Annotated in this window: 20 protein-coding genes; 9 read left to right on the plus strand and 11 right to left on the minus strand. The window is 61.2% G+C overall.

The genetic code is table 11. The features are described 5' to 3' along the window. Positions 1-11 precede the first annotated feature (11 nt). Both M5B43_RS11910 and M5B43_RS11915 read left to right on the plus strand, forming a co-directional pair. Positions 12-1,511: a CoA-acylating methylmalonate-semialdehyde dehydrogenase gene (locus tag M5B43_RS11910; protein ID WP_248750294.1), complete on the plus strand. Its 1,500-nt coding sequence runs from the start codon at positions 12-14 to the stop codon at positions 1,509-1,511. Between the two features lie 248 nt (positions 1,512-1,759). Then, the gene (locus M5B43_RS11915) at positions 1,760-2,536 is read left to right on the plus strand and encodes an ABC transporter substrate-binding protein (RefSeq protein WP_248750295.1); all 777 of its coding nucleotides are present in this window, start codon (positions 1,760-1,762) and stop codon (positions 2,534-2,536) included. Between the two features lie 159 nt (positions 2,537-2,695). Here the strand turns inward: M5B43_RS11915 and M5B43_RS11920 are convergent, their stop codons facing one another. Together M5B43_RS11920 and M5B43_RS11925 are read right to left on the minus strand one after the other, a co-directional pair. Beyond that, complete coding sequence (locus M5B43_RS11920) at positions 2,696-3,322, minus strand: PAS domain-containing protein (protein ID WP_248750296.1); 627 nt, start codon at positions 3,320-3,322, stop codon at positions 2,696-2,698. After that, positions 3,322-4,455: an FAD-binding oxidoreductase gene (locus tag M5B43_RS11925; protein ID WP_248750297.1), complete on the minus strand. Its 1,134-nt coding sequence runs from the start codon at positions 4,453-4,455 to the stop codon at positions 3,322-3,324. Before M5B43_RS11925 ends, M5B43_RS11920 begins: the two co-directional genes overlap by 1 nt. A 260-nt stretch (positions 4,456-4,715) precedes the next feature. Here M5B43_RS11925 and M5B43_RS11930 point away from each other — a divergent pair, with 260 nt between their 5' ends. After that, complete coding sequence (locus M5B43_RS11930; RefSeq protein ID WP_248750298.1) at positions 4,716-5,459, plus strand: hypothetical protein; 744 nt, start codon at positions 4,716-4,718, stop codon at positions 5,457-5,459. Between the two features lie 72 nt (positions 5,460-5,531). On the opposite strand, the gene M5B43_RS11935 is transcribed toward M5B43_RS11930, so the two are convergent. The 5 genes from M5B43_RS11935 to xylA form a co-directional block, all read right to left on the minus strand. Next, positions 5,532-5,804 (minus strand): hypothetical protein, encoded by a 273-nt coding sequence (locus tag M5B43_RS11935; protein WP_248750299.1) that lies wholly within the window; start codon positions 5,802-5,804, stop codon positions 5,532-5,534. 348 nt (positions 5,805-6,152) lie between these two features. Beyond that, entirely contained in the window at positions 6,153-7,289 is a 1,137-nt protein-coding gene (locus M5B43_RS11940; RefSeq protein ID WP_248750300.1) for a sugar ABC transporter permease, read from the minus strand. Continuing rightward, positions 7,290-8,837: a D-xylose ABC transporter ATP-binding protein gene (gene xylG / locus M5B43_RS11945; protein WP_248750301.1), complete on the minus strand. Its 1,548-nt coding sequence runs from the start codon at positions 8,835-8,837 to the stop codon at positions 7,290-7,292. A 5-nt stretch (positions 8,838-8,842) separates the two neighbouring features. Further along, complete coding sequence (gene xylF / locus M5B43_RS11950) at positions 8,843-9,844, minus strand: D-xylose ABC transporter substrate-binding protein (protein ID WP_248750302.1); 1,002 nt, start codon at positions 9,842-9,844, stop codon at positions 8,843-8,845. 191 nt (positions 9,845-10,035) lie between these two features. Continuing rightward, positions 10,036-11,352 carry a xylose isomerase gene (gene xylA, locus M5B43_RS11955; protein WP_248750303.1) on the minus strand — a complete coding sequence of 439 codons (1,317 nt, stop codon included), beginning with the start codon at positions 11,350-11,352 and terminating at the stop codon, positions 10,036-10,038. A gap of 139 nt (positions 11,353-11,491) precedes the next feature. Between xylA and M5B43_RS11960 the strand changes: the two genes are divergently transcribed. After that, on the plus strand, positions 11,492-12,667 hold the full coding sequence (locus tag M5B43_RS11960; RefSeq protein WP_248750304.1) for a XylR family transcriptional regulator: 1,176 nt from the start codon (positions 11,492-11,494) through the stop codon (positions 12,665-12,667). On the opposite strand, the gene M5B43_RS11965 is transcribed toward M5B43_RS11960, so the two are convergent. Continuing rightward, positions 12,664-13,929, minus strand: a complete 1,266-nt coding sequence (locus M5B43_RS11965; RefSeq protein ID WP_248750305.1) for a carbohydrate porin — start codon at positions 13,927-13,929, stop codon at positions 12,664-12,666. The genes M5B43_RS11960 and M5B43_RS11965 overlap by 4 nt on opposite strands. Before the next feature lie 56 nt (positions 13,930-13,985). Further along, complete coding sequence (locus M5B43_RS11970) at positions 13,986-16,394, minus strand: glucose/quinate/shikimate family membrane-bound PQQ-dependent dehydrogenase (RefSeq protein WP_248750306.1); 2,409 nt, start codon at positions 16,392-16,394, stop codon at positions 13,986-13,988. 496 nt (positions 16,395-16,890) lie between these two features. Here M5B43_RS11970 and M5B43_RS11975 point away from each other — a divergent pair, with 496 nt between their 5' ends. Together M5B43_RS11975 and M5B43_RS11980 are read left to right on the plus strand one after the other, a co-directional pair. Next, the gene (locus tag M5B43_RS11975; RefSeq protein ID WP_248750307.1) at positions 16,891-17,754 is read left to right on the plus strand and encodes a hypothetical protein; all 864 of its coding nucleotides are present in this window, start codon (positions 16,891-16,893) and stop codon (positions 17,752-17,754) included. Next, entirely contained in the window at positions 17,744-18,784 is a 1,041-nt protein-coding gene (locus tag M5B43_RS11980; protein ID WP_248750308.1) for a GGDEF domain-containing protein, read from the plus strand. The genes M5B43_RS11975 and M5B43_RS11980 overlap by 11 nt, the downstream gene beginning before the upstream one ends. 240 nt (positions 18,785-19,024) lie before the next feature. Here M5B43_RS11980 and M5B43_RS11985 read toward each other — a convergent pair whose 3' ends face one another. Beyond that, entirely contained in the window at positions 19,025-19,747 is a 723-nt protein-coding gene (locus tag M5B43_RS11985; RefSeq protein WP_248750309.1) for a FadR/GntR family transcriptional regulator, read from the minus strand. A gap of 47 nt (positions 19,748-19,794) precedes the next feature. Beyond that, complete coding sequence (locus tag M5B43_RS11990) at positions 19,795-21,531, minus strand: IlvD/Edd family dehydratase (RefSeq protein ID WP_248750310.1); 1,737 nt, start codon at positions 21,529-21,531, stop codon at positions 19,795-19,797. A gap of 192 nt (positions 21,532-21,723) precedes the next feature. On the opposite strand from M5B43_RS11990, the gene M5B43_RS11995 reads away from it, so the two are divergent. The 3 genes from M5B43_RS11995 to M5B43_RS12005 are packed head-to-tail and all read left to right on the plus strand — an operon-like array spanning position 21,724 to position 25,645. Beyond that, positions 21,724-23,046 carry an MFS transporter gene (locus M5B43_RS11995; protein WP_248750311.1) on the plus strand — a complete coding sequence of 441 codons (1,323 nt, stop codon included), beginning with the start codon at positions 21,724-21,726 and terminating at the stop codon, positions 23,044-23,046. A 15-nt stretch (positions 23,047-23,061) separates the two neighbouring features. Next, the gene (gene araD1 / locus M5B43_RS12000; RefSeq protein WP_248750312.1) at positions 23,062-24,054 is read left to right on the plus strand and encodes an AraD1 family protein; all 993 of its coding nucleotides are present in this window, start codon (positions 23,062-23,064) and stop codon (positions 24,052-24,054) included. A 10-nt stretch (positions 24,055-24,064) separates the two neighbouring features. Beyond that, positions 24,065-25,645, plus strand: a complete 1,581-nt coding sequence (locus M5B43_RS12005; RefSeq protein WP_248750313.1) for an aldehyde dehydrogenase (NADP(+)) — start codon at positions 24,065-24,067, stop codon at positions 25,643-25,645. Positions 25,646-25,674: the final 29 nt, after the last annotated feature.

The following is a 25,674-nucleotide window of genomic DNA, read 5'->3' on the forward strand; positions in this document are numbered from 1 at the left end:
GATCAACTGCCATGACCACCACGATCGAGCACTACATCAATGACCAGCGCGTGAGCCGCGATGATCGCTATCAGGACGTCTACAACCCGGCCACTGGCGCCGTGACCGGCCGTGTTGCCTTGGCCAGCCGCCAGACCGTGTCCGAAGCCGTCGCCGCCGCCCAGGCTGCGTTCGCCGGCTGGGCCGACACTCCGCCAATCCGCCGTGCCCGCGTGCTGTTCGAATACCTGCACCTGCTGCGTGAGCGCAAGGACGACCTGGCACGCATCATTGTCGCCGAGCACGGCAAGGTCTTTACCGACGCCCAGGGTGAGGTCGACCGGGGTATCGATATTCTCGAATTCGCCTGTGGTATTCCCAACCTGCTCAAGGGCGAACATTCCGACCAGGTCTCCCGTGGCATGGACAACTGGACGATGCGCCAGCCCCTGGGCGTGGTGGCCGGCGTCACGCCGTTCAACTTCCCGGTGATGGTGCCGATGTGGATGTACCCCATCGCCATCGCGGCAGGCAACACCTTCATCCTCAAGCCAAGCCCCACCGACCCGAGCGCTTCGTTGTTCATGGCCGAGCTGCTGCGTGAAGCGGGCTTGCCCACAGGCGTGTTCAACGTGGTGCAGGGTGACAAGGAATCGGTGGACGCACTGCTCGAACACCCCGACGTCAAGGCCGTGAGTTTTGTCGGCTCCACGCCAATTGCCCAATACATCTATGAAACCGGCGCCCGCCACGGCAAGCGCGTGCAGGGCCTGGGCGGCGCGAAAAACCATATGGTGGTGATGCCCGACGCGGACATCGACCGCACCGTCGATGCTCTGATGGGCGCCGCTTACGGCAGTGCCGGCGAGCGTTGCATGGCGATCTCGGTGGCGGTGCTGGTGGGCGATGTGGGAGACAAGGTGATCGCCGCTTTGACCGAACGCGCCAAGCAACTGCGTATCACCGACGGGCGCGACCTCAAGGCCGAAATGGGCCCGGTCGTATCGCGGGCAGCGTTGGAGCGCATCAGTGGCTACATCGAGCAGGGCGTAAAAGCGGGCGCGCACCTGTTGCTCGACGGCCGTGACTACACACCGTCCGAACCCGGTTTGGAAAATGGTTTCTGGCTGGGCGCGACCTTGTTCGACCACGTGACTCAAGACATGAGCATCTACCGCGAAGAGATCTTCGGCCCGGTGCTGGCCTGTGTACGGGTTAACGATTTTGCCGAAGCGGTGAAGCTGGTCAATGACCACGAGTTCGGCAACGGCGTCAGCTGTTTTACCCGCGACGGCAACATCGCCCGCGAGTTTGCGCGGCGTATCGAAGTGGGCATGGTTGGCATCAACGTACCGATCCCGGTGCCGATGGCCTGGCATGGTTTTGGTGGCTGGAAGAAGAGCCTGTTCGGCGACATGCATGCCTATGGCACCGAGGGTGTACGGTTCTACACCAAGCAGAAGTCGATCATGCAGCGTTGGTCGGAGAGCATTGAGCAGGGCGCGGAGTTTGCGATGCCGGTATCGAAGTAGGGTTTAACCTGCGTCGCAGGGCTTGAATGTGCGAGGGCGCTTGCCCCCGATAGCGGAGTGTCAGTCACTGTATCTGTGTCTGAAACACCGCCATCGGGAGCAAGCCTCCTCGCACTTTTTTTGCTGGTTTGCTGAATTGACGGATTGAACATAAAAGTCCAGTATGGATTTATAAGTACAAAAGTGCTTTCCCCGCGTTCCCTTTCTTCACTCTTGCCAAACCAACAACAACTTGCGAGAACCCGCTCATGAAGAAACGCCACCTTATCCCCGCCCTGGCCCTGAGCCTGTTCGCCTCCAGCCACCTGCTGGCCGCCGAGAGAACCCTGCGCATTGGCATCGAGGCTGCTTACCCACCGTTCGCGTCCAAGACTCAAGACGGCAAGATCGTTGGGTTCGACTACGACATCGGCAATGCCCTCTGCGCCCAAATGAAAGTCAAATGCGTGTGGGTAGAAGGGGAGTTCGATGGCCTGATTCCTTCCCTCAAAGTGAAGAAAATCGACATGGCGTTGTCGTCCATGACCATCAACGAAGACCGTAAGACGTCGGTGGACTTCACCCACAAGTACTACTTCACCTCGTCACGCCTGGTGATGAAGGACGGCGCGGTGGTGGATGACCAGTACGCCAGCCTCAAGGGCAAGACCATCGGCGTACAACGCGCCACCACCACTGACCGCTATGCCACCGAGGTGTTTGAACCCAAGGGCATCAACGTCAAGCGCTACAGCAACAATGAAGAAATCTACATGGACCTGGCGGCGGGGCGCCTGGATGCGATCTTTGCCGATACCATCCCGCTCACTGACTTCCTGTCGATGCCGCGCGGCCAGGGCTACGCCTTTGTCGGCCCGGAACTCAAGGACCCGAAATACGTAGGAGAGGGCGCGGGGATTGCCGTGCGCAAAGGCAATACGGCGCTGGTCAGCGAGTTGAACACGGCCATCGACGGCATTCGCGCCAATGGCGAATACCAGAAGATTTCACAGCACTACTTCAAGACCGATATCTACGGCGACTGAAGCAGGGAAGGACGCGGTCAATGTGGGAGCTGTCGAGCTTTAGCGAGGCTGCGAAAGCGGTGGGTCAGGCTCTGAAAATGTTGACCCTGCCGGCCCCTTCGCAGCCTCGCCGGGGCTCGACAGCTCCCACAGGGTATCGGCGCTGTCATCAGAAAGAGGTCAACCCTTTAGTTCCTTCAAATGCTTGTAGACCGTCGCCCGGCCCATGCCCAGCACATTGGCCACGTAGTTGGAGGCGCTCTTGCCCTTGAAAGCGCCTTCGGCATGCAGCGCCAGCACCAACTCGCGTTTATGGTCACGGTTGAGCACGTTCAGGCTCAACTGACGCTCGCGCAGCCAGGCATGCAAAAAGGTATTGATCCGTTCCTGCCAGTCATCGCGAAACAACGCCTTCGGCTGCGCGATCAGCTTGCTTGGCGACAGGAACAGGTCCAGCGCGGCCTTGGCGTTTTCGAACAACGAGATATTCAGGTTGATGCACAGCACGGCGAGACGGCGGCCTTTAGTGTCGTGCAGTACGCTGCTCAGGCTGCGAATTTTCTGACCGTCCCAATTGAGCTTTTCGTAAGGGCCGATATTCACCTCGCTCACGTCGCCGTCGAGCATGTCCTCCAGCGCCGAGTCGTCACCGACGCTGCGTTTGGACAGGTTGTTGGCGATGTAATCGACGGTTTGCGTGCGCAGGTCATGCAGGACGACTTCCGCGTGGGGAAAAAACAGCGTGGCGATCGCATCGGCGATCACGCGAAAGTTCTGCATCACCTTGTCGTGTTCAGCGGTGTTCATCAATGCGGCTCCAGGCGGACGGGGGAGAGCCTGCCAGCGTCCAGGCCGAACCGCGTGAGAGGCTCGGGCAGCGGTGCGCCGCGCACCAGTGCGGCACTCGCCTGGCCCATGGCCGGCGATGTCTGGATGCCGTAGCCGCCTTGTGCCGCGACCCAGAACAGCCCTGGCACCACGGGGTCGAAGCCGCACAGCAAATTGCCGTCGGGGACGAAACTGCGCAGGCCGGCCCAGGTCCGCGTTGGGCGGCGGATGCTCAGGGTGGTGGCTTCCTCGATCTGGTAGATGCCCATGGCGATGTCCAATTCTTCGGGCTGTACATCCTGCGGCTCCACCGGGTCGGCGTTGGCCGGCGAGCCGAGGAACATGCCCGCATCGGGCTTTATGTAGAACGCTTCGTCCAGGGCCACCAGCATCGGCCAGTCATGGGTGTCCTGGCCCTCGGGCCCGGCGAAGATAAATGCCGAGCGCCGCTTGGGCTGCAAGCCGATGGACGCCGCGCCGGCCAGCCCGCCGATGTGATCGGCCCAGGCGCCGGCGGCGTTGATAATGAGGGGGGCAGTGAATGTAGCGTCCTGGGTACGCACCTGCCACAGGCCGTCGGCGTCGCGGCTCAAGCCCAGCACATGGCTGTCGGTGCGCACCTGGCCCTGGTTGCGACGGATGCCGCGCAAATAGCCCTGGTGCAGGGCATCGGTGTCGATATCGCTGGCGGTTGGATCATAAATCGCACCGTGGACCTTGTCGCGGCGCAGGATCGGCAAGCGAGCACACGCTTGGTCGGCACTCAGGCGTTCGACTTGCGCTACGGTGGCTTTGGCGCTCAGGTATTGGCTTTCCAGTTCCGCCGGGTCGCCGTTGAAATCGACCGTCAGTTCGCCGCGTGGCGTGAGCAATGGATGCTCGCAAAAGCCTGCCGGCGGGTGATCGAAAAACTCACGGCTGGCCAGGGTCAACGCCCGCACCTGCGGGGTGCCATACGCGGCGGTATACAATGCCGCCGAGCGCCCGGTGGAGTGATAGCCCGGGTGACTTTCGCGCTCCAGCACCAGCACTGTGCCGTGTTGCGACAACCAGAAACCCGTGGAGGCGCCTGCAATGCCGCCGCCGATGATGATGAAGTCTGCCTGGCTCATGAATGTCTCCTGAAAAAGGGGGATCAGCGCTGGAGTGGGTACAGGGCATTGGCCAGTGCGATGTCTCCGAGGTAAACTTATTTGTCCATTATGGACTTTTGGTGTTTCTTCGCAATATCCCTCGGAAAAAATCCCGTAGATCGGTTGGTACAGGGAGCCGGTGCGCAAGTGCACGCAGTTCGCTTGCTCGGCGCGTAGGAAGTGGGCACGCTCATGCAGGTAGCAGATACGACCAAGATCATAAATAAGGAAGCACTACGTTGAGTTGGGAAAAAGTCGGAAAATTTCTGGTGGCCTTGCTGGCTTGCATGGCGTCCATCACCGCGATTTATGTGGCGTTTAAGGACGACACCAAACTTGAAGCCGATCTCTCTTACCATTACCAGAGCACGCCCAGCCAATTCTCCGAGCGCCTGGCTAAAGCGGGTGAAACGCTCAAATATGGCACTGTCTATGACAGCATTAAACGGGTCGCTGGCGATGCGCTGAGCCATGAACAGATCGATAAGATGGTTGACCTAGTCCAGGCACCTTATCTCTCGATCTTCGACAAGCCTTTCCAAAAAGGGCCCGACAACTACCCGGTCAGGCTATTCATCCATTTGCAGAACACCGGTAGCAAGGTGGTCAAGGACGTTCATATCAAGCTGCCCGCCAAGGGGCTGGTGCAGATCAGGGATGACTCACACAACGAAACGGTGAAGCCCGAACTGACCAGCAGCGTGGAGATCCCTTCGATTGTGCAAAATGGCGTCTACAAACTCTGGATTTATTTTGAGGGTGATCTGGAAGCACTCAAGGCGCAAGGCGTGCATATCGGCTCCAGCGATGGTGTGGCGCAGGTTCGGGTGTATGAGGAAGTGATCGGCTTCAAGGCGCACGTAGCTGAAAACACGGGCGTGTTGATGGCGATGCTAGTGGCCTTGTTGGTTGCTGTCCTGATGGCGCTTTATTTAGTGGTTACCACTCATGAAACGGCGGATGGGACTGCGCAGAATGCTTGACGGTGTGAGCGTCCAGTTAAGCCAATTGGCCCCACTGTAGGAGCGAGCAAGCTCGCTCCTACAAAAGTGGCGCTATCGCGGTTTCATGCACTCGATAGAGCAGTCCACCGTGGTCTTGGCAATTTCCAGCAAATGCCACACCGCCAGGATCTTCGCCCGCTCGGGGCTTTGCAGCAGCTCGCCGCAGTCCAGTGCGGTTGCTGAGGCGCTGTCGAGCAGGGCATCTTCGAAGCCCAGGTCTTCGTTGACGCAGTGAAAGCCTTGGGTGGGCAGGTAGTGGTCGATGGCGCGGTCTTTTGCGGGATCGTGGGGTGGCGGCTGTACGCAGGTTGGTCGACCGGCCAAAAGGCAAAATCCAGCGCACCCGAGGGCGCCCTGCGCACAGCCACCCTAAAACCCTGGTGGGTCATGCGCCTTTTGGAATACCGGGCGATTAAACCCGATCACTGAATTGGCAGTGACGGACCGCACAAGGCGGCAGGGATTGTCCTGAAATTTAAAGGGATACCCCTTGCCGGCCCTTTAAAAACCATGACCAAATGCCACTCACCCCAATGTTGAAATACTGACAAATGTGGGAGGGGGCTTGCTCCCGATGGCGGTGGGTCAGTCACTAATGTGCTGACTGACACTCCCTCATCGGGAGCAAGCCCCCTCCCACAAAAGTTATGCGGTGGCTGCAAAAAATTGAGTTCAGCGCCTTCCCACCCGCGTACTCACATCCACCCACACCGCCAACACCAAAATGCTGCCCTTCACAATCATCTGCCAGTAACTGTCCACGTCCAGCATCGACATCCCATTATCCAGGCTGGTAATCACCAACGCCCCGAGCAACGCGCCATACACCGTGCCCGAACCACCGCGCATCGACGTACCGCCAATAAAACACGCGGCGATGGCGTCGAGTTCGCCCATATTTCCCGCCGACGGGGAGCCGGCGGCGAGGCGCGCGGTGTTGACCAGGCCGGCGAGGGCGCACATCACGCCCATGATGCCGAAGATCCACAGTTTCACCGCCTGCACATTGATGCCCGACAGCCGCGTGGCTTCCATATTGCTGCCCACCGCGTACACCCGCCGGCCAAAAACGGTCTGGCGGGTGACGTAACTGAACACGCCAAGCAGCACCAGCAACAGCAGCACCGGCACCGGGATGCCGTCGTAGCGGTTGAGGGTGGTGACAAACCCGGCGAGCACTGCGCCGATCAGCACTACACGTAACCCGTCACGCATTAACGAGTGCGCGGCCAAGCCATGCAGCGCGCGGTTACGCCGTTGTTTCCAGGTCAAAAAAAGCGTCAGCGCGAACAGCACTACACCCAGCCCTGTGCCCACCGTGTGAGGCAAGTAGCCCTGGCCCACATACACCAGCGATGGCGACACCGGCGCAATGGTGGTGCCCCCGGTAATCCCCAGCAGAATCCCGCGAAATGCCAGCATGCCGCCCAGGCCGACAATAAACGACGGGATGCGCAGGTAGGCCGTCATATAGCCGTTGGCCAAGCCGATCATCAAGCCGCACAGCGCCACCAGGCTGAGGTTGGCCAGCAGCGGCACGTGATAGACCACGTCAAGAATCGCCGCCAGCCCGCCCAACAGCCCGAGCAACGAGCCCACGGACAAATCGATCTCGCCGCTGATGATCACCAGCACCATGCCGCACGCCAATATCCCGGTGATCGACATCTGCCGCAGCAGGTTAGAGAGGTTGCGCGGCGTAACAAACCCGCCCTCGGTCTGCCAACTGAAAAACAACCAGATGAACGCCACGGCGATCACCAGCGCGAGCATTTTGTAGCGGGTGAAAAGGTGTTTGACCTGGTTCATCTACGCGGTCTTCCGATTATTTTTGTTTTGGCTGAGGGCCGCGGCGAGCACCTGTTCCTGGCTCAGCCCCTCGTTGATGAAGTCACCGCGCAGTTGGCCGTCGCCGATCACCAGCACGCGGTCTGATACGCCGAGGACTTCGGCCAGCTCCGAGGAGACCATGATGATTGATACGCCCTCGGCCGCCAGTGCGCCCATCAGTTTGTAGATCTCATACTTGGCGCCCACATCCACACCGCGCGTGGGTTCGTCGAGGATCAGCACCTTGGGCTTGGCCATCAGCATTTTCGCCAGCACGGCTTTTTGTTGATTGCCGCCGGACAGGCTGGTGATCGGCAGGAACGGGCTGGCGGTCTTGAGGTGCATGCGTGCGATTTGCCGGTCGATGCTGCCCAGTTCGGCCTCGGCGTCGATGCGGCTCAGGTGCGCGTAGGTGTCGAGCACCACCAGGGTGATGTTATGGCCCACGCCCAGGTCGGGAATGATGCCTTGGCGCTTGCGGTCCTCAGGCACCATGCACAGCCCGGCACGGATCGACTTGAGCGGTGTGCGCGTATCGATGACCTGGCCGTCCAGCCGCACCTCGGCGCTGTAGCGGCCGGGGTAGGCGCCGAACAGCGCCGACACCAGCTCGGTGCGCCCGGCACCGACAAGACCTGCGATGCCAAGGATTTCGCCGCGTTTAAGCACAAAGGAAATATCATCGACGCGCTTGCGCCTGGGATTATCGACGTCGTAGCAGGTGACGTTGCGCGCTTCGAACATCACCTCGCCCACCTCATGCGGTTCGGTGGGGTAGAGGTTGCTCATCTCGCGGCCGACCATCTGCGTGATGATCCGCGCAATGTCCATGTCCGCCATGGCCGTGGTCGCGATGTGCTTGCCATCGCGAATCACTGCGATGGTGTCACACACTGCTGCCACTTCATCGAGCTTGTGCGAGATGTACACGCAGGCCACGCCCTTGGCCTTCAGGCCCTGGATGATGCCCAGCAGCACCTCGATTTCCGAGCGGGTCAACGCCGAAGAAGGCTCATCAAGAATCAACAGGCGCGCCTGCTTGTTGAGGGCCTTGGCGATTTCCACCAACTGCTGGTAGCCGCCGCCATACTGCGACACCGGCAGGGCGACGTTCATGTCCGGCACCTTGAGCTCACGCATCAGCGCTTCGGCGCGTTGCAGCATCGCCGGGTAGTTCATGCGCCCGCCGGGCAGGGTCAGCTCGTGGCCCATGAAGATGTTCTCGGCCACCGACAGGTCCGGCACCAGGGTCAGTTCCTGGTGAATGATGACGATGCCGGCGGCCTCGGTATCACGGATAGACTGGGCTTTAAGCGGTTGCCCGTCCCAGAGGATTTCACCCTCCCAGGTCCCATACGGATACACCGCCGACAACACCTTCATCAAGGTGGACTTACCGGCACCGTTCTCGCCGCACAGACCGACGCATTCCCCCGGACGTACCTTGATATCGATGCCATTGAGGGCATTGACACCGCCAAAGCTTTTGACGATGCCGTTCATTTGCAGCAGGTAATCGTTGGCCATGGCGGTCACTGCCCGGCGATCTGCTCTTTGGTATAAAACCCGTCCTTCTCCAACACGTCGATATTGGCCTTGGTCAGCGGCGTCGGGGTGAGCAGGATGGTGTCGACTTTCTTGCTGCCGTTGTCGTACTGCGAGCTATACGTCGGCTTTTCACTGCGTGCCAACTGCACCGAGAGCTTGGCGGCTTCGGTGGCGATCAGCTTGAGCGGCTTGTAGACGGTCATGGTCTGGGTGCCGTCGATCACGCGCTTGATGGCCGCCAGGTCGGCGTCCTGGCCGGAGATCGGCACCTTGCCCGCCAGTTTCTGTGCAGCCAGGGCCTGGATGGCGCCGCCGGCTGTGGCGTCGTTGGAGGCGACGATGGCGTCGATCTTGTTGTCATTACGGGTCAGGGCGTTTTCGACGATGCTCAAGGCTTCGGTGGGGTTCCATTCCTTGACCCATTGCTGGCCGACAATCTTGATATCGCCCTTGTCGATAGCCGGTTGCAGCACCTTCATCTGGCCTTCGCGCAGCACCTTGGCGTTGTTGTCCGTCGGCGCGCCACCGAGCAGGAAGTAATTGCCCTTGGGCGCCGCTTGCAGCACGCCGTTGGCCTGCATCTCGCCGACTTTTTCGTTATCGAAGGAAATGTACGCGTCGATATCCGCGTTGAGGATCAGGCGGTCATAAGACACCACCTTGATCCCGGCTTTCTTGGCTTCGGCGACTGCGTTGGTCAGCACCGTGGCGTTGAACGGCACTATTACGATCACATCCACGCCCCGGGAGATCAGGTTTTCGATCTGCGAGATCTGCTTTTGCTCGTTGGCATCGGCGGACTGCACGAACACTTTGGCGTCGAGTTTTTCCGCCGCCGCGACGAAATAGTCACGGTCGCGGGACCAGCGCTCCAGGCGCAGATCATCGATGGAAAAACCGATTTTAGGATGGGCCGGATCGGCGATCACCGGCAACGCGAGCAGGGCCAGGGCAGTGGCGAGCAGGGTGCGTTTGAATGACTTCATGGTGGTGCGTCCTTTTATTGTTGTTGGAAAGACACTGGGTGAAGACTCTAGGCGAACACTGGAGTTGTGGCTAACGGATGAGTGATGTGTAGGAGCGAGCTTGCTCGCGAAAAACCCATAGGCGACGCATTTATTCAGGAAACATGCGTTATCGTTGACGATTTTCGCGAGCAGGCTCGCTCGCCAGACTGTCACCGGTAAATAAACCGGTTGACCACCCCCTCCAGCATCTCCTGTCGGCCACTCACGGCCTGCGGGTTCAGTTCATGGGCAAACGCATGTTCGGCCAGCGACTCCAGGCTGAACTCTCCGGCCAGCACAGCTTGGCCCAGCGGCTGCTGCCAGCCGGCATAGCGCTGGTCCTTGAACTGCTGCAACTGGTCGTTTTGCACCATTGCCGCCGCACGTTCGAGTGCCAGGGCGAGTACATCCATGGCGGCCACATGCCCGTGGAACAAGTCCACCTCGTCCAGGCTCTGGCGCCGCACCTTGGAGTCGAAGTTATAGCCGCCGTTCTTGAAGCCCCCGGCCTTGAGGATTTCATAGGTGGCCAGGGTCATCTCCTCGACGCTGTTGGGGAACTGGTCAGTGTCCCAGCCGTTCTGCGGGTCACCGCGGTTGGCATCGATGCTGCCGAAGATCCCCAGCGACACGGCGGTGGCGATCTCATGATGAAAACTGTGCCCGGCCAATGTTGCGTGGTTGGCCTCGATATTTACCTTGATCTCCTGCTCCAGGCCGTACTCATGCAGGAAGCCGAACACCGTGGCGCTGTCGTAATCGTACTGGTGCTTGGTCGGCTCCTGGGGTTTGGGCTCAATCAGCAGGTCGCCCTTGAAACCGATCTTGTGCTTGTGCTCCACCACCATGCGCATAAAGCGTCCGAGCTGCTCGCGCTCGCGCTTGAGGTCGGTGTTGAGCAAGGTTTCATAGCCCTCGCGACCGCCCCACAGCACATAGTTGGCACCCTTGAGCCGCAGGGTGGCATTCATCGCACTGAACACCTGGGCGGCAGCGAAGGCGAACACTTGCGGGTCCGGGTTGCTCGCGGCCCCGGCGGCAAAGCGCGGGTTGCTGAAACAGTTGGCGGTGCCCCACAGCAACTGGATGCCGGTCTGTTCTTGATGACGCTCCAGGTGATCGACCATCTGTGCAAAGTGGTTGCGATACTCCTTGAGCGAGCTGCCCTCCGGTGCCACATCGGTGTCGTGAAAGCTGTAGTAGTCGATGCCCAGCTTGGAGAAAAACTCAAAGGCGGCCTGCGCCTTGCCGATCGCCAACTCCATCGGGTCGCCACTGCGCTGCCATGGGCGCTTGAAGGTGCCCATGCCAAACATATCCGCCCCCGGCCACACCAAGGTATGCCAATAACAAGCGGCCATGCGCAGGTGTTCACGCATGGGTTTGCCGAGGATCAGCTTGTTGGCGTCGTAGTGACGAAAGGCGAGGGCGGAGTCGCTGTCGGGACCTTCGAAGCGAACCTTGTCGACACCGGGGAAGTACGGCATGGCGTTTTCCTTATTGTTCTTGGCGGTGTCTGGATACTAGCAACGGCACCTGGGCTGCTGATTATGAAAATCACCAAGGTGTAGTGCGATTTTGTGCAGTGAGGTCTAGTCTGTCCCGACCGGCCCCAGGACAAAAACAATGAAAACCCTACCGCCCGTGCACCGCATTGCCTTGCTCTTCAACGGCAGCAAAATCTACGACCGTGGCATCATCACCGGCATTGGCAATTACCTGAGCAGCACCCGCGCGTCCTGGGACCTGTTCCTGGAAGAGGATTTTCTCTGCCGCCTGCGCGGTATCGAGCGTTGGCAGGGCGACGGCATCATTGCTGACTTCGATGACCCGCTGATTGGCGAGGCGCTGGCCGGGAGCAAGCTGCCGGTGGTGGCGGTGGGTGGTTCCTATGAAGACGCAAGCGCGTACCCCAGGGGCATTCCCTATGTGGCCACCGATAACCACGCCTTGATGAAGCTGGCCTACGAGCATTTGATCGAGGCCGGGCTGACACGCTTTGCCTGTTTCAGCCTACCCGAAGCCCAAGCCAATCGCTGGGCCCAGGAGCGCGAGAAAGCCTTTCGCCGCTTGATGCAGCGCGATGGTTTGCAGGTGCAGATCTATCGCGGTTTGGGCACCAGCGCACCGTTGTGGGACAGCGCGGTGGAGCAGCAGATTGCCTGGCTGCACAGCCTGCCCAAGCCTATCGGCATTGTCGCGGTTACCGATGCCCGCGCCCGACAGTTGCTGCAGGCTTGCCTGACGGCGGGCATTGCGGTGCCGGAAGAGGTCGCCTTGATCGGCATCGACAACGACCCGCTGACCCGCACCCTGACGCGGGTGCCGCTGAGTTCGGTGATCCAGGGCACCGAGACCATGGGCCGTACCGCCGCGGCCTTGCTGCACCAGATGCTGCATGGCAAGCCCTGTACCGGCACGCAGGTGCTGGTGCCGCCGGACGCCATCAACGTGCAAGCCTCCAGCCTGCATCAGCCCCTGGGCAACCCCTACGTGATGCAGGCGTTGCTGTTTATCCGGCAGTACGCTTGCCAGGGCATCAAGACCGACCAGGTCGCCGCCTATGTCGGTGTCTCACGCTCCTCGCTGGAAGCGCACTTTCGCAAGGTGCGCGGGTGCAGCGTGCATGACGAGATCCTGCGTTTCAAACTGGCGGCTGCCGCCAAGGGTCTGGAGAACCACGCGCTGGCGATTGCCGATATTGCTCAGAGCTGTGGGTTCAAGTCGGCGCAATACCTGCACGCGGTGTTTCGTCGCGAATTCGGTTGTACGCCGAGGCAATACCAGCAGGGCAGCGCTTAGAACACTGCCTTGACCTGCAAACCGAGCACCAGCGCGTTGTCGATGTTCTCCCCGGAAAACGCTCCCGGTTCGATGATGTATTGCACATCCGGGCGCAACGTCAGCCACGGTGTGGCCTGGTAGCCATAGCTGAGCTCGATGAGCTGTTCGGCATTGTTCAGGTTGGGGTAGTCGGTACCTGCGTTGAACGCCGCCAATTCCTGCACCTCACGGCTGCGCGGGTTCGGTACCGCGCGGCCATAACCCAGGGCGACGGTATCGCGCGGGCGGCCTTCGAAGGGCTTGTACAACACCACGCCTGCGCCATACCACCGGCTGAACGGCGAGGCCGCTTCGCTGGCGGCGGAGTACTGGCCGAAAGCGTGCAGCACGCGGCCAGACGAGGACGTGGACGCCCACACGGCCTGGTCGATCAACAGGTAGTGACCACCGCGGCCATTCACCTTTTTGTCGCTGTCGATGCGTTTCACGTCGGAGCTGTCGTAGTAATACCCCAGCTTGTACTCACCCGGCAGGGGGCCGGCGTGTTTGTAGACCAGCTCGATCGGCACCACGGTGCCGGTGGTACGTTTCGGGTCCAGATGCCAGGCGCGGCTGGAGTTGCCGTTGCTGTCCGGGTCGACATTGAACGCCGCTACACGCAATTGCCAGGACGGTGAAAAATCGTATTTCACCCGGGCCCCGAGGCGGGCGTTGGGGTAGTTGGTCCAACCGCTGCCGCCGGACATGTTCAGCGGGTGCCCGCAGAAACCGGCGTTCATGAAGTTGCACAGGATGCCGCTGTCGAGGCCGCCGAGGTCATTGCCCATGGCCATGTAGCCCAGCTTGACGTTCAGCGCCGGGGTGAACAGCGTGCGCTCATAGCTCAGTTCGGTGAGGCGGGTATAGAGGCCGCCATAGTTTTCCTGGATCGGCAGGCGGTTGCCCACCAGGTCTTCGGAGGCGCTGGTGCCGCGGCGGTCGTTGATCGTCAGCTGGATACGGTCGCCATGGTTCAGGCCGTACAGCTTGCCCAGGTCGAACTGTACGCCGAGTTTGATGTTTTGCGAGTAACGCGCCGCGCGGTGCAGGCCGCCGTCGGCGTTGTAGGCGGTTTCGCCGCTGTAGTCGCCGGTAAAGCGGATGCCTTGCTCGTCGAGTTCACGGCGCAGGCCGCCCCAGTCGCCGGTCAGGGTGGTGTCGTCGGCTTGGACGGGGAGGGCAGCAGCAAGGGCCAGGCCCAGCATCAGGCGCCCAAAAGACAGATGAGAAGTTGGGGTCATGCGGGATTTTCCAAACACAAAGCGCGGTGCGGGAGCACCGCGCGAACAGAGGGGGGTTACGGCAGGGCGTAGGCGATGACGTAGTCGCCACGGTCGGTGGACTGGCGGGCGCCGCCGGCGGTGATGACGATGTATTGCTTGCCGGTTTTCGGCGACACGTAGGTCATCGGGCCGCCCTGGCTGCCCACCGGCAGGCGGGCTTTCCAGATTTCATCACCGTTGCCGCTGTTGAAGGCGCGCAGGTAGAAATCCTGGGTGCCGGCGATAAAGATCAAACCGCCCTGGGTCGACAGCGTACCGCCGAGCGTCGGCAGGCCGATCTTGATCGGCAGGTGCATGCGGATGCCCAGGGGGCCGGTGTCTTCAACGGTGCCCACCGGGACTTGCCAGGCGACCTTTTGCGTCTTCATGTCGATGGCGGTCAGGGTGCCGAACGGCGGAGCCTGGCACGGGATGCCGGCCACCGACAGGAAGCGGTTTTTGTTCACCGCATACGGCGTGCCCTTGAGCGGTACGGCGCCCATGCCGGTGTTCAGCGCTTCGCCACCGGAAGACGCCTGGGCCTTGTTCTGCGAGGGAATCATCTGGATCCACAGGCCCAGGCGCATGTCGTTGACGAAGATAAAGCCATGCACCGGGTCGGTGGAAATACTGCCCCAGTTCATACCGCCCAGGGAGCCCGGGAAGCTCAGCGACTTGTCGGTGCCCGGCGCAGTGTACAAGCCGTCGTAGCGCATGCCCTTGAAGTCGATGCGGCACAGCAACTGGTCGTACGGCGTGGCGCCCCACATGTCCGACTCGCTCAGGGTTTGCGCGCCGATCTGTGGCATGCCCACGGATTTAGGCTGGGTCAGCGAGTAAGGTTCGTTGGGAATGTTCGCCGCCTTGACCGGCACTTCCTGCACGTCGGTCAGCGGCTTGCCGGTGGTGCGGTCGAGCACGTAGATCTGCCCGGCCTTGGTGCCGATCACCACCGCAGGTACGGCCTTGTCGCTGCCCGGCGGGGTGAAGTCGATCAGGCTCGGCTGCATCGGCAGGTCGAAGTCCCACAGGTCGTTGTGGACGGTCTGGTACACCCATTTTTCCGCGCCGGTAGAGGCGTCGAGTGCCAGTACCGAGGCGCCGTATTTGTGGTTGAGCTGGGTGCGCTCCACGCCATAGATGTCGGTGGAGGAGCTGCCCATCGGCAGGAAGACGGTATTCATCAACGGGTCATACGACATCGGCGCCCAGCTGTTGGGCGTGCTGCGCACATAGGTGCTGCCCGCTGCAGGGGCGTGCTTGTCTTCTGGGTTGCCCGGGTCGAAGGCCCAGCGCATTTGGCCGCTGATCACGTCGAAACCACGGATCACGCCGCCCGGCATATCGGTTTGTACGTTATCCGCCACGCGCCCGCCAACCACCACGGTAGTGCCGGCGATCAAGGGGGCGGAGGACAGTTGGTAGTAGCTGTCCGGCACATCGCCCAGGCCGGCTTTGAGGTCCACCTGGCCGTGGGTGCCGAAGTCTTCGCAGAATTTACCGGTGTCGGCATCCACGGCGATCAGGCGCGCATCAATGGTGTTGGTCAGCAGACGGCGCTGGCATTGCGCACCGGCCGGCACGCTGGCGGCAATGATCGGCGAGCTGTTGGGTTGGGTTGGCTGGGCAATCGGCGCGGTGGCGTCGAAATACGCCATGCCACGGCAACGTTGCCAGACGGCCGACTTGGCGTTGACCTCGTTCTTCCACAGCTCTTTGCCGGTGTCGGCGTCCAGTGCGATCAGGTTGTTGTGCGGGGTGCAGATGAACACCTTGTTGCCGATCTGCAGGGGCGTCAGTTGGTCTTCGGCACCGTTGCCGTCGCTGATGGCCACGTCGCCGGTGTGGTAGGTCCAGGCGACTTTGAGTTTATTCACGCTGTCGCGGTTGATCTGGTCCAGCGCAGCGAAGCGGCTGCCACCTTCGGTGTTGCCGTAGTGCGCCCAGTCTTTCTGTGCATCGGCTGCCGCCACGGGCGTGATGCCGGGGCCTTTGCCGGTCGGCGCCACGCTGGGGTGGGCGACAAACATATTGCCTGCGGCCACCGCCACGCCCACTGCCAAGACGGCGGCGATGCCATAGGCGCCGCGTGCAGGTCGGCCGACCAGCAGCGGGTACACCAGTGCGACCACCAGGCCGATCACGGCAAACATGAACAAGCGCGAGAACAGCGGCCAGAACACCAGGCCCACGTCCGCCAACGCCCAGATGGCCGTGCCCACCAGAAAGGCCGCGAACAGCCACGCGCCAGTCGGTTTGCGCCGGGCAATCAACAGGCCGGAAACGGCCATCGCCACACCGCCCGTCAGGAAGTACCAGGAACCGCCCAGGCTGACCAGTTTGGCGCCGCCAACGGCCAGGGCTACGCCGAGCAGGGCAATGACGATGCCCAGGCCCAGCAGGAGAAATCTTGAGGCGCCAGCGGCGCGCGATGCTCTTTTCATGTCGACAGGACTCGAGGGTGAGAGGGCAAAGACGCGATTTTAGCAACATAAGTAACCAGTTAGTACATTGTGCTGCGTAATAGTCTTTTACACCCTGAGCGACGATCGCTCAGATTCACAAGCCCCTGAGTCCACGCCAAGGCATAGCGCTGCATCGACTGCAGATTCTTCTCGATGGTTTCGCAAATGGTTTCCATCGGCATGTGGCGAAAGGTTCGAGGGTCATCTGTTTGGCGCCATTCATAGGTTGTTTGAAAACGGGTTGTGCGCGCCGCTATTTCAGCAAGTGCAATGCGCAGCTATTAGCAACTAGCGCCACAAGTGCAGTTGGAACAACTTTGGTAGCGTTGCTGTGCTGCGCGGCAATCACTGTACATTGGGTTCTAAGGCAAAGCGCCAGTACTGGCTGTTTACGACGTGGATGGTTTCGGGACCTGACTGCGTGAAGTGTGTAGTCGAGATCAGTGGAATGGAGTTGGTTGATCAGGGCTCTTGCATGCGCGTCAGTTCGTTAAAGTTGGATATCGGTAGTACCGCAAAAGCAATTGAGCGCCATAAGGACTTTGAATGTTGCATTCGTACGCATTACCAGATTCTTCTTGGCCCCTATTCAAAGCGGCCCTTTTTCTACAAGAGCACATTGAAACACAGCCGTTTGATGGTCTCCTTTGCCCTCCTGAGTGAGTACTTTTCCAAACCTACCGCTTTGCTTTGCGACGTGAAGGCTTTGTGTGTGGCACGCAGGTATTGCTCGAGAAACAGCCTGGAGTCGATCTTTATGCTGTTCAGGGCGCTGGGGTTCATGGCCATCGACGCGCACCCGGAGGACGGCCGTTTCAGGGTATACGCGCCGTCGGATGAGGCCTGTCGTGAAGTGCGGCTGATGCTTACCTCCATTACCGACTCACTGGCGCTGATGTGCCCAGAGAAGGATCTGTTTCGCAAAATGCGCAAGATGGAAGACCGAGCGTTCCTCAGCCTTTACTTCAAAGGCTTCGCGCAGATCCTGGCCGATGACCTGATGGTGGATGTGCTGCAGCCTGATTGCTATTGGCTGGTGAAGAAAGACGCAGGGCATCTGTTGATGCTGGCGATTTACAACGATGCGTTTGCGCCGGAAAACGGCCGGGTAACCTTCAAGTCGTCTTCTTATCTTGCGCTTGCCCAGCAGCTGTCAGTGTCGAAAACCCACGTTATTCGAATGGTCCGGGAGGGCGTCCAGAAAGGCTATTTTAAAGTTCACCCCAAAAAACAGCTGGAAGTGCTGCCGGCTTTCGTCCGCCTGGTAAGGCGGTTTATGGCGTTTTCATTTGCAGTCGGCTTGCATGCGGTTGAACGGGGTCAGAGGGATGCCTGCTAACTTGAAACTAAGACCCCGAATGCGCAGGCTGCTGTCGCCTGCCGTCACTCAGGCCGAGGTGATAGGCATTATTAGCTGGGTGGGCGTGTTGTTGCTCCACCCGGCCATCGAACTGGGCATTTATGTAGCGACGATTACCCTGTGCCTGTTGGCGGTGTGCCGGTTTCACCACCGTACCGCTAATTTTTTCATGTGGCGGGCACTGGGTGTTATCTATGTTGTGCTGCTGACGGTCGGTTTTGCCTTTGTCCTGCGAATGCACGAGGAATTGCGCATCTTTGGCTTACCGCTGGCCATCATCTTGGTGATCAGCAGCGCCATCTTGTTTATCAGTGTCCGGGATTATCTGGTATGCGCTGCGCTGGTCTGGTTGATTTTTTGGCCGTGCATACCGACGGATAGTTACGGCGACGCACAGATCTATCTGTTTATTTTCTGCGCCGCGTCGGTGTGCATCGGCTTTATCTTGAGTTTTTCCTATTTGAAGAACTTGCGCTCGGTATTGCTGGTAGAAAGTGAGTTTCGCGAATTGGCGGAGACGGACTATTTGACCTCCATCCTCAACCGACGAGCCTTCATGCAGGGGTTTGATGCGCTGATCGCCAATGGCCACAGCGGCTACTTCATGATGCTGGATATCGACAGTTTCAAACTCAAAAATGACCGGTATGGCCACGATGTGGGCGACAAGATTCTACGGGCAATGGCCACCTGCCTGAAAACCACCAAGGGCAGCCATAGTTTCGGCAGGATCGGTGGGGAAGAGTTTGGCGTGTTGTTATTGGGTGATGACCCGGCATTCGCCTGCGATTTCGCCCTGGCGTTGTTGCAGGCGATCCGGAGCAGTGTCGCCGCGCCGCACAACTACACCTGCAGTGCGGGAATAGCGCGTTTTGCGGTCGGGGCCGAGATGTCCGCGGTGCTCAAGAACGCCGACAGGAACCTGTATGGCGCCAAGCAGAACGGCAAGGATCGCGTGTATCTGGAGGGCAAGCGTGTCGATCCGCAGCGCTGTGCAACCACCCAATGAACGCACCTTGACCGGCGCCGATCCGGACCTCGACACCGCCTGATTGCTCAGCGCGGCTGTACCCAGGTGGCTGAACGTTTGACGGCAGTCATATTCCCCTATGGCATTGCGACAAGCCCGCTCGCCACGACAGCCGATGGGCCACAGATTTTGCGTTCGACGATAATTGTGTAGATGCAGGTGGATGCGTTGCGGCGTGTGTTGCCCACCGCACTGACCCAGTGAGCGTAAACGATGGGTTTACAGCGGTGTCAGCACATTCATCACCGTGTCCAGCGCCACCCGCGTGTCATCCAGTTGCACCAGCGACGCGTGCCGGGCGCCGAGGGCGTCGCGGTTCTGGATGGCGGTGAGGATCGCCTTGTGGCGCGGCAGGCTCAGGCCCTGGATGTCCGGGCGGCGGTTGGTGATGTTGATCGACTCGCGCAACGGCAGCGACAGCATGTTGCACATGTAGGCGAGCAGGTCATTGCGGGTGGCGTCGGCAATGGCGCGGTGGAAGTCCAGGTCGGCCTGCAGCAGCTCGTCATGGGTCTTGGCGGTTTCCATGCCCAGGTAGGCGTTCTCGATGGTGGCGATGTCTTCGTCGGTGGCCGTGGTCGCGGCCATCGCGGCGATTTCCGGTTCGAGGATGCGCCGCACGCCGGCCAGGGTGTTGAAAAATTCGCTGTGGGGCGTGGTCTGCATCAGCCAGGACAGCACGTCCGGGTCGAGCAAATGCCATTTCAAGCGCGGCCGCACCACCGCGCCCACCCGCGGTTTGGAATACACCAGGCCCTTGGCGCTGAGCACACGCGTCGCCTCGCGCAATACCGAGCGGCTGACCTTGTACTCCTCGCACAGCGTGGCCTCCATGGGCAGGCGCTCCTCGGGCTTGAAGCGGCCGGAAACGATGTGCATGCCCAAGTCCTGAACGATCTGGGCATGCATGCTCTTGCGCGGCTTGGGCGGCTGGTGATCCATAACGAAAGGGAGGCTCTGGCTAAATAGGCGGCATCATAGCATCCCAATTAGTGGGAATGACGCGGTACTTCAGCCCCACGGCAGCCCACCAGGAAGTCAAAGTCACAGCCTTGGTCGGCCTGCAGCACATGGTCGATGTACAGCTGGCGATAGCCGCCGACGATCAACTTCTGCGGCGGTGCCAGGTCGGCCATGCGGGCGGCCAGCTCGGCGTCGGGGATGTCCAGGTGCAGGCGGCCATTGGCGCAATCGAGTTCGATCCAGTCACCTTCTTGCACCGTGGCCAGCGGCCCGCCGGCGGCGGCTTCCGGGGCCACGTGCAAGACCACGGTGCCATAGGCGGTGCCGCTCATGCGCGCGTCGGAAATGCGCACCATATCGGTCACCCCCTGGGCCAGCAGCTTGGCCGGCAAGCCCATGTTGCCGACTTCGGCCATCCCCGGGTAACCCTTGGGCCCACAGTTTTTCATCACCAGGATCGAGTTGGCGTCCACGTCCAGGTCCGGGTCATTGATACGCGCCTTGTACATGTCGAAGTTCTCGAACACCACCGCGCGGCCCCGGTGCTGCATCAGCGCCGGGCTGGCGGCCGATGGCTTGAGCACCGCGCCCAGCGGCGCGAGGTTGCCGCGCAGCACGCAGATACCGCCATCGGCGCGGATCGGGTTGTCGAGGGTGCGGATCACTTCGTCCTGGCCGTAGATCGGCGAATCCTGGGTGTTTTCGCCCAGGGACTTGCCGTTGACGGTCAAGGCATTCGGGTGCGGGATCAGGTTGGCTTCGCCCAAACGGCGCAGTACGGCGGGCAAGCCACCGGCGTAGTAGAACTCTTCCATCAGGAAGCGCCCCGACGGTTGCAGGTCGACGATGGTCGGTACGCCGCGGCCCATGCGGGTCCAGTCATCCAGGTCGAGCTCGACGCCGATGCGCCCGGCAATGGCTTTCAAGTGAATCACCGCGTTGGTCGAGCCACCGATGGCCGCGTTCACGCGGATCGCGTTTTCAAACGCCTCTTTGGTGAGGATCTTCGACAGCTTCAAGTCTTCGCGCACCATCTCGACCGCGCGCATGCCGGACATGTGCGCCAGCACATAGCGGCGCGCATCCACCGCCGGGATCGCCGCGTTGTGGGGCAGCGATGTGCCGAGCGCCTCGGCCATGCAGGCCATGGTCGACGCGGTACCCATGGTGTTGCAGGTGCCCGCCGAGCGCGACATGCCGCCCTCGGCCGCGAGGAAATCGTCCAGGGTGATGGTGCCGGCCTTGACCTGTTCGCTCAGCTGCCACACCACCGTGCCTGAGCCGATGTCCTGGCCCTTGTGCTTGCCATTGAGCATCGGCCCGCCGGTGACCACGATGGCCGGCACGTCGCAACTGGCCGCGCCCATCAGCAGCGCCGGGGTGGTTTTGTCGCAGCCGGTCAGCAGCACCACACCATCAATCGGGTTGCCGCGAATGGCTTCTTCCACGTCCATGCTCGCCAGGTTGCGGGTGAGCATCGCGGTGGGGCGCAGGTTCGATTCGCCGTTGGAGAACACCGGGAACTCCACCGGGAAGCCGCCGGCCTCGATCACCCCACGCTTGACGTGCTCGGCGATCTGGCGAAAGTGCGCGTTGCACGGGGTCAGCTCCGACCAGGTGTTGCAGATGCCGATGATCGGTTTGCCATGGAACTGATGGTCGGCAATGCCCTGGTTCTTCATCCAGCTGCGGTACATGAAGCCATTCTTGTCGGCGGTGCCAAACCACTGGGCAGAGCGGAGGGCGGGCTTTTTATCAGGCATGATGGTTTCTCTTATTGTATGACTATATGTTCTATGTGTGGCTAAACATAAGCGCAAAATCGCTGCTTTGGAAGTGTTGTTTTGCAAATAGTCATACTATATAGTCGGTCTCAACTGAGGCATTGTCCCGGCAGATTTTCGCCGGCGGCGGCCCCCGAGCTTCTATAAAAACAACAATCGGAGATCGACCCCATGAGCGAGGAATTGCCGCTTATACGGCGCATCACGCTGAAACTGATTCCTTTCCTGATCCTGCTGTACCTGGTGGCCTACGTGGATCGCTCGGCGGTGGGGTTTGCCAAGCTACACATGGGCGCTGACGTGGGCATCGGGGATGCGGCCTATGGCCTGGGGGCAGGGCTGTTCTTTATTGGCTACTTCCTGTTCGAGATCCCGAGCAACCTGATGCTCGACCGCTTTGGGGCGCGGCGCTGGTTTGCGCGCATCATGCTGACCTGGGGCGCCATCACCATCGGCATGGCCTTCGTGCAAGGGCCGCACAGCTTCTATGTGATGCGCTTTTTGCTCGGCGCGGCGGAAGCCGGGTTCTTCCCGGGCGTTCTGTACTACATCACCCAATGGTTCCCGGTGCGCCATCGCGGCAAGATCCTGGGGCTGTTCATTCTCTCTCAACCGATCGCGATGATGATCACCGGCCCCGTGTCCGGTGGTTTGCTGGGCATGGACGGCATCCTCGGCCTGCACGGCTGGCAGTGGCTGTTCATGGTGATCGGCACCCCGGCGCTGTTGCTGACCTGGCCGGTACTGCGTTGGCTGCCGGACGGCCCCCAGCAGGTCAAATGGATGAGCGCGGCGGAAAAGACCTGGCTCACCGGCGAGTTGAATAAAGACCTGCTGGCCTACGGCCAGACCCGCCACGGTAACCCGTTGCATGCGCTCAAAGACAAGCGTGTATTGCTGCTGGCGCTGTTCTACCTGCCGGTCACCTTGAGCATTTACGGGCTGGGCCTGTGGTTGCCGACGCTGATCAAGCAGTTCGGCGGCAGCGACCTGGTCACCGGCTTCATCTCAGCGGTGCCGTATCTGTTCGGCATCGTCGGGCTGCTGATCATTCCGCGCAGTTCCGACCGTTTGAATGATCGCTACGGCCACCTGGCCGTGCTCTATGTGCTGGGCGCCATCGGCCTGTTCTTCAGCGCCTGGCTGAGCCTGCCGGTGCTGCAAATGGCCGCGTTGTGCCTGGCGGCGTTTGCGCTGTTTTCCTGCACGGCGGTGTTCTGGACCTTGCCCGGGCGGTTCTTTGCCGGCGCCAGTGCGGCGGCGGGGATTGCGTTGATCAACTCGGTGGGCAACCTCGGTGGCTATATCGGCCCGTTTGTGATCGGCGCGCTCAAGGAATACACCGGCAACCTCGCCTCGGGCTTGTACTTCCTGTGCGGCGTGATGGTGTTCGGGCTTGTCTTGACCTACGTGGTCTACCGCGTGCTGGAGCGCAAGCACGTGCTGCCCACCGACCAATTTGCCGCCAGCGCCCGGGGCGCCACGCGGACTTAACCCAGGAGAAGTTTCATGCGTTTAGTTCAGTTTGAAGTGCGTCAGGGTGAGCGTCGCGTCGGTGTGGTGGAAGGTAGCAAACTGCGCGAAGTGAACAGTGCGCGCACGGTACGCGAGTTGGCCCTGGCCGCCATCGAAGCCGGCGTGGGCCTGGCGCAACAGGTGAGCAGCCTGGGCCTGGGCGACAGCCACGACTACGCGGCCCTGTTGGCCGACCTGAAAATCCTGCCGCCGCTGGACCACCCGGACCCGGCCCACATGTTGATCAGCGGCACCGGCCTGACCCACTTGGGCAGCGCCTCTGCGCGGGACAAAATGCACCAGCACGCCGCTGACGACAGCAGCCTGACCGACACCATGCGTATCTTCAAATGGGGCGTGGAGGGCGGCAAGCCGGCGGCCGGCCAGGCCGGCGTGCAACCGGAATGGTTCTACAAGGGCGACGGCAGCATCGTCGTGCGCCCGGGCCAAGCCTTCCCGGTGCCGCCCTTCGCCGAAGACGCGGGTGAAGAGCCGGAAATCGGCGGCCTCTACGTGATCGGCCACGACGGCCAACCCTATCGCCTCGGTTTTGCGGTGGGCAACGAGTTCTCCGACCACGTGATGGAGCGCAAGAACTACCTGTACCTGGCCCATTCCAAGCTGCGCAGTTGCAGCTACGGTCCCGAGTTGCGCGTGGGCGCCTTGCCCCAGCACCTGGCGGGTACCAGCCGTATCCTGCGTGACGGCCAGGTGATCTGGCAGAACGAATTCTTGAGTGGCGAGGCCAATATGTGCCACAGCCTGGAAAACCTTGAATATCACCACTTCAAATACCGTCAATTCCTCAAGCCGGGCGATGTGCACATTCACTTCTTCGGCACCGCCACCTTGTCATTCGCCGACGGTATACGTACCCAACCGGGGGATGTGTTCGAGATCAGCCAGGCCGAATTCGGCGCGCCGCTGGTCAACACGGTCGGCCAGGCCGACGCAGCGTTCGAACCCGGCAATGTCATCACCCTTTAAGGAGAACCCCATGACCCAACGCCTCGGCCACAATTACATCGGCGGCCAGCGCAGCGCCAACGGCAGCGTCATCCTCAACAGTGTCGATGCCACTACCGGTGAAGCCTTGCCCCATGCGTTCTACCAAGCCACACCCGAGGAAGTCGACGCTGCCGCCAAGGCGGCCGCAGCGGCTTACTCGGCGTACCGTGGGTTGAGCGCTTCGCGTCGCGCGCAGTTCCTCGAGGCGGTGGCCGATGAGCTGGACGCGCTGGGCGATGACTTCGTCGCGCTGGTTTGCCGTGAAACCGCACTGCCCGCCGCACGTATCCAAGGTGAACGCGGGCGTACCAGCGGCCAAATGCGTCTGTTTGCCAGCGTGCTGCGTCGCGGCGACTTCTACGGCGCCCGCATCGACAGGGCCTTGCCCGATCGCCAGCCGCTGCCGCGCCCGGACCTGCGCCAATACCGCATCGGCCTGGGGCCGGTGGCGGTGTTTGGCGCCAGCAACTTCCCCCTGGCGTTTTCCACGGCGGGCGGCGACACCGCGGCGGCGTTGGCGGCGGGTTGCCCGGTGGTGTTCAAGGCCCACAGCGGGCATATGGCCACGGCTGAGTGCGTCGCCGATGCAATCATACGGGCGGCCGAAGCCACCGAGATGCCGGCGGGCGTGTTCAATATGATTTTCGGCGCCGGCGTCGGTGAGGCGCTGGTCAAGCACCCGGCGATCCAGGCCGTCGGCTTTACCGGCTCGCTCAAGGGCGGCCGCGCCCTGTGCGATATGGCGGCGGCCCGCCCGCAGCCGATCCCGGTGTTTGCTGAAATGTCGAGCATCAACCCGGTGATCGTGCTGCCCCAGGCCTTGCAGGCGCGGGCGGACAGCATTGCCCGCGACCTGACGGCCTCGGTGGTGCAGGGCTGTGGCCAGTTCTGCACCAACCCGGGGCTGGTGATCGGCATTGCGTCGCCGTCCTTCAGTGCATTCACCCAACAGGTGGCCCGGCTGATCGCGGATCAACCGGCGCAAACCATGCTCAACGCCGGCACCTTGAGCAGCTATGGCAAAGGCCTGGAAAAACTCCTCGCCCATCCCGGCATCCAGCATTTGGCGGGCCAAGCCCAGGCGGGCCACCAAGCGCAGCCGCAGCTGTTCAAGGCCGACGCGCATTTACTGCTCGACGCGCACGCCCTGTTGCAGGAAGAGGTGTTCGGCCCGACCACGGTGTTTGTGGAAGTTGCCGACCGTGCGCAACTCAACGCCGCCTTGCACGGCCTGCACGGGCAACTGACGGCCACGCTGATTGCAGAACCTGGCGACCTGCAACAGTTCGCCGAACTTACCCCGCTGTTGGAACAGAAAGTCGGGCGCATCCTGCTCAACGGTTACCCGACCGGCGTGGAAGTGTGCGACTCGATGGTGCACGGCGGCCCATACCCGGCGACGTCCGATGCCCGTGGCACTTCGGTCGGCACCCTGGCCATCGAGCGTTTCCTGCGTCCGGTGTGTTTCCAGAATTACCCTGATAGCCTGCTGCCCGACGCGTTGAAAAATGCCAACCCGTTGCGTATCCAGCGGCTGGTGGATGGCACGCCATCCCGCGACCCGCTGTAACGCGCACCTGAGAACAATAAAAAAACCAG

It is taken from the genome of Pseudomonas sp. MWU15-20650 (genome assembly GCF_023242475.1).
GTDB lineage: Bacteria > Pseudomonadota > Gammaproteobacteria > Pseudomonadales > Pseudomonadaceae > Aquipseudomonas.

Coding starts and splice junctions, on each gene's coding strand:
- M5B43_RS11990 (WP_248750310.1), bottom strand. CDS start 21,531: ATGCCTGATAAAAAGCCCGCCCTCCGCTCTGCCCAGTGGTTTGGCACC.
- M5B43_RS11960 (WP_248750304.1), top strand. CDS start 11,492: ATGAAAACCCTACCGCCCGTGCACCGCATTGCCTTGCTCTTCAACGGC.
- M5B43_RS11980 (WP_248750308.1), top strand. CDS start 17,744: ATGCCTGCTAACTTGAAACTAAGACCCCGAATGCGCAGGCTGCTGTCG.
- xylA (WP_248750303.1), bottom strand. CDS start 11,352: ATGCCGTACTTCCCCGGTGTCGACAAGGTTCGCTTCGAAGGTCCCGAC.
- M5B43_RS11925 (WP_248750297.1), bottom strand. CDS start 4,455: ATGAGCCAGGCAGACTTCATCATCATCGGCGGCGGCATTGCAGGCGCC.
- M5B43_RS12005 (WP_248750313.1), top strand. CDS start 24,065: ATGACCCAACGCCTCGGCCACAATTACATCGGCGGCCAGCGCAGCGCC.
- M5B43_RS11915 (WP_248750295.1), top strand. CDS start 1,760: ATGAAGAAACGCCACCTTATCCCCGCCCTGGCCCTGAGCCTGTTCGCC.
- M5B43_RS11910 (WP_248750294.1), top strand. CDS start 12: ATGACCACCACGATCGAGCACTACATCAATGACCAGCGCGTGAGCCGC.
- araD1 (WP_248750312.1), top strand. CDS start 23,062: ATGCGTTTAGTTCAGTTTGAAGTGCGTCAGGGTGAGCGTCGCGTCGGT.
- M5B43_RS11975 (WP_248750307.1), top strand. CDS start 16,891: ATGCGCGTCAGTTCGTTAAAGTTGGATATCGGTAGTACCGCAAAAGCA.
- xylF (WP_248750302.1), bottom strand. CDS start 9,844: ATGAAGTCATTCAAACGCACCCTGCTCGCCACTGCCCTGGCCCTGCTC.
- M5B43_RS11985 (WP_248750309.1), bottom strand. CDS start 19,747: ATGGATCACCAGCCGCCCAAGCCGCGCAAGAGCATGCATGCCCAGATC.
- M5B43_RS11965 (WP_248750305.1), bottom strand. CDS start 13,929: ATGACCCCAACTTCTCATCTGTCTTTTGGGCGCCTGATGCTGGGCCTG.
- M5B43_RS11995 (WP_248750311.1), top strand. CDS start 21,724: ATGAGCGAGGAATTGCCGCTTATACGGCGCATCACGCTGAAACTGATT.
- M5B43_RS11920 (WP_248750296.1), bottom strand. CDS start 3,322: ATGAACACCGCTGAACACGACAAGGTGATGCAGAACTTTCGCGTGATC.
- M5B43_RS11970 (WP_248750306.1), bottom strand. CDS start 16,394: ATGAAAAGAGCATCGCGCGCCGCTGGCGCCTCAAGATTTCTCCTGCTG.
- xylG (WP_248750301.1), bottom strand. CDS start 8,837: ATGGCCAACGATTACCTGCTGCAAATGAACGGCATCGTCAAAAGCTTT.
- M5B43_RS11940 (WP_248750300.1), bottom strand. CDS start 7,289: ATGAACCAGGTCAAACACCTTTTCACCCGCTACAAAATGCTCGCGCTG.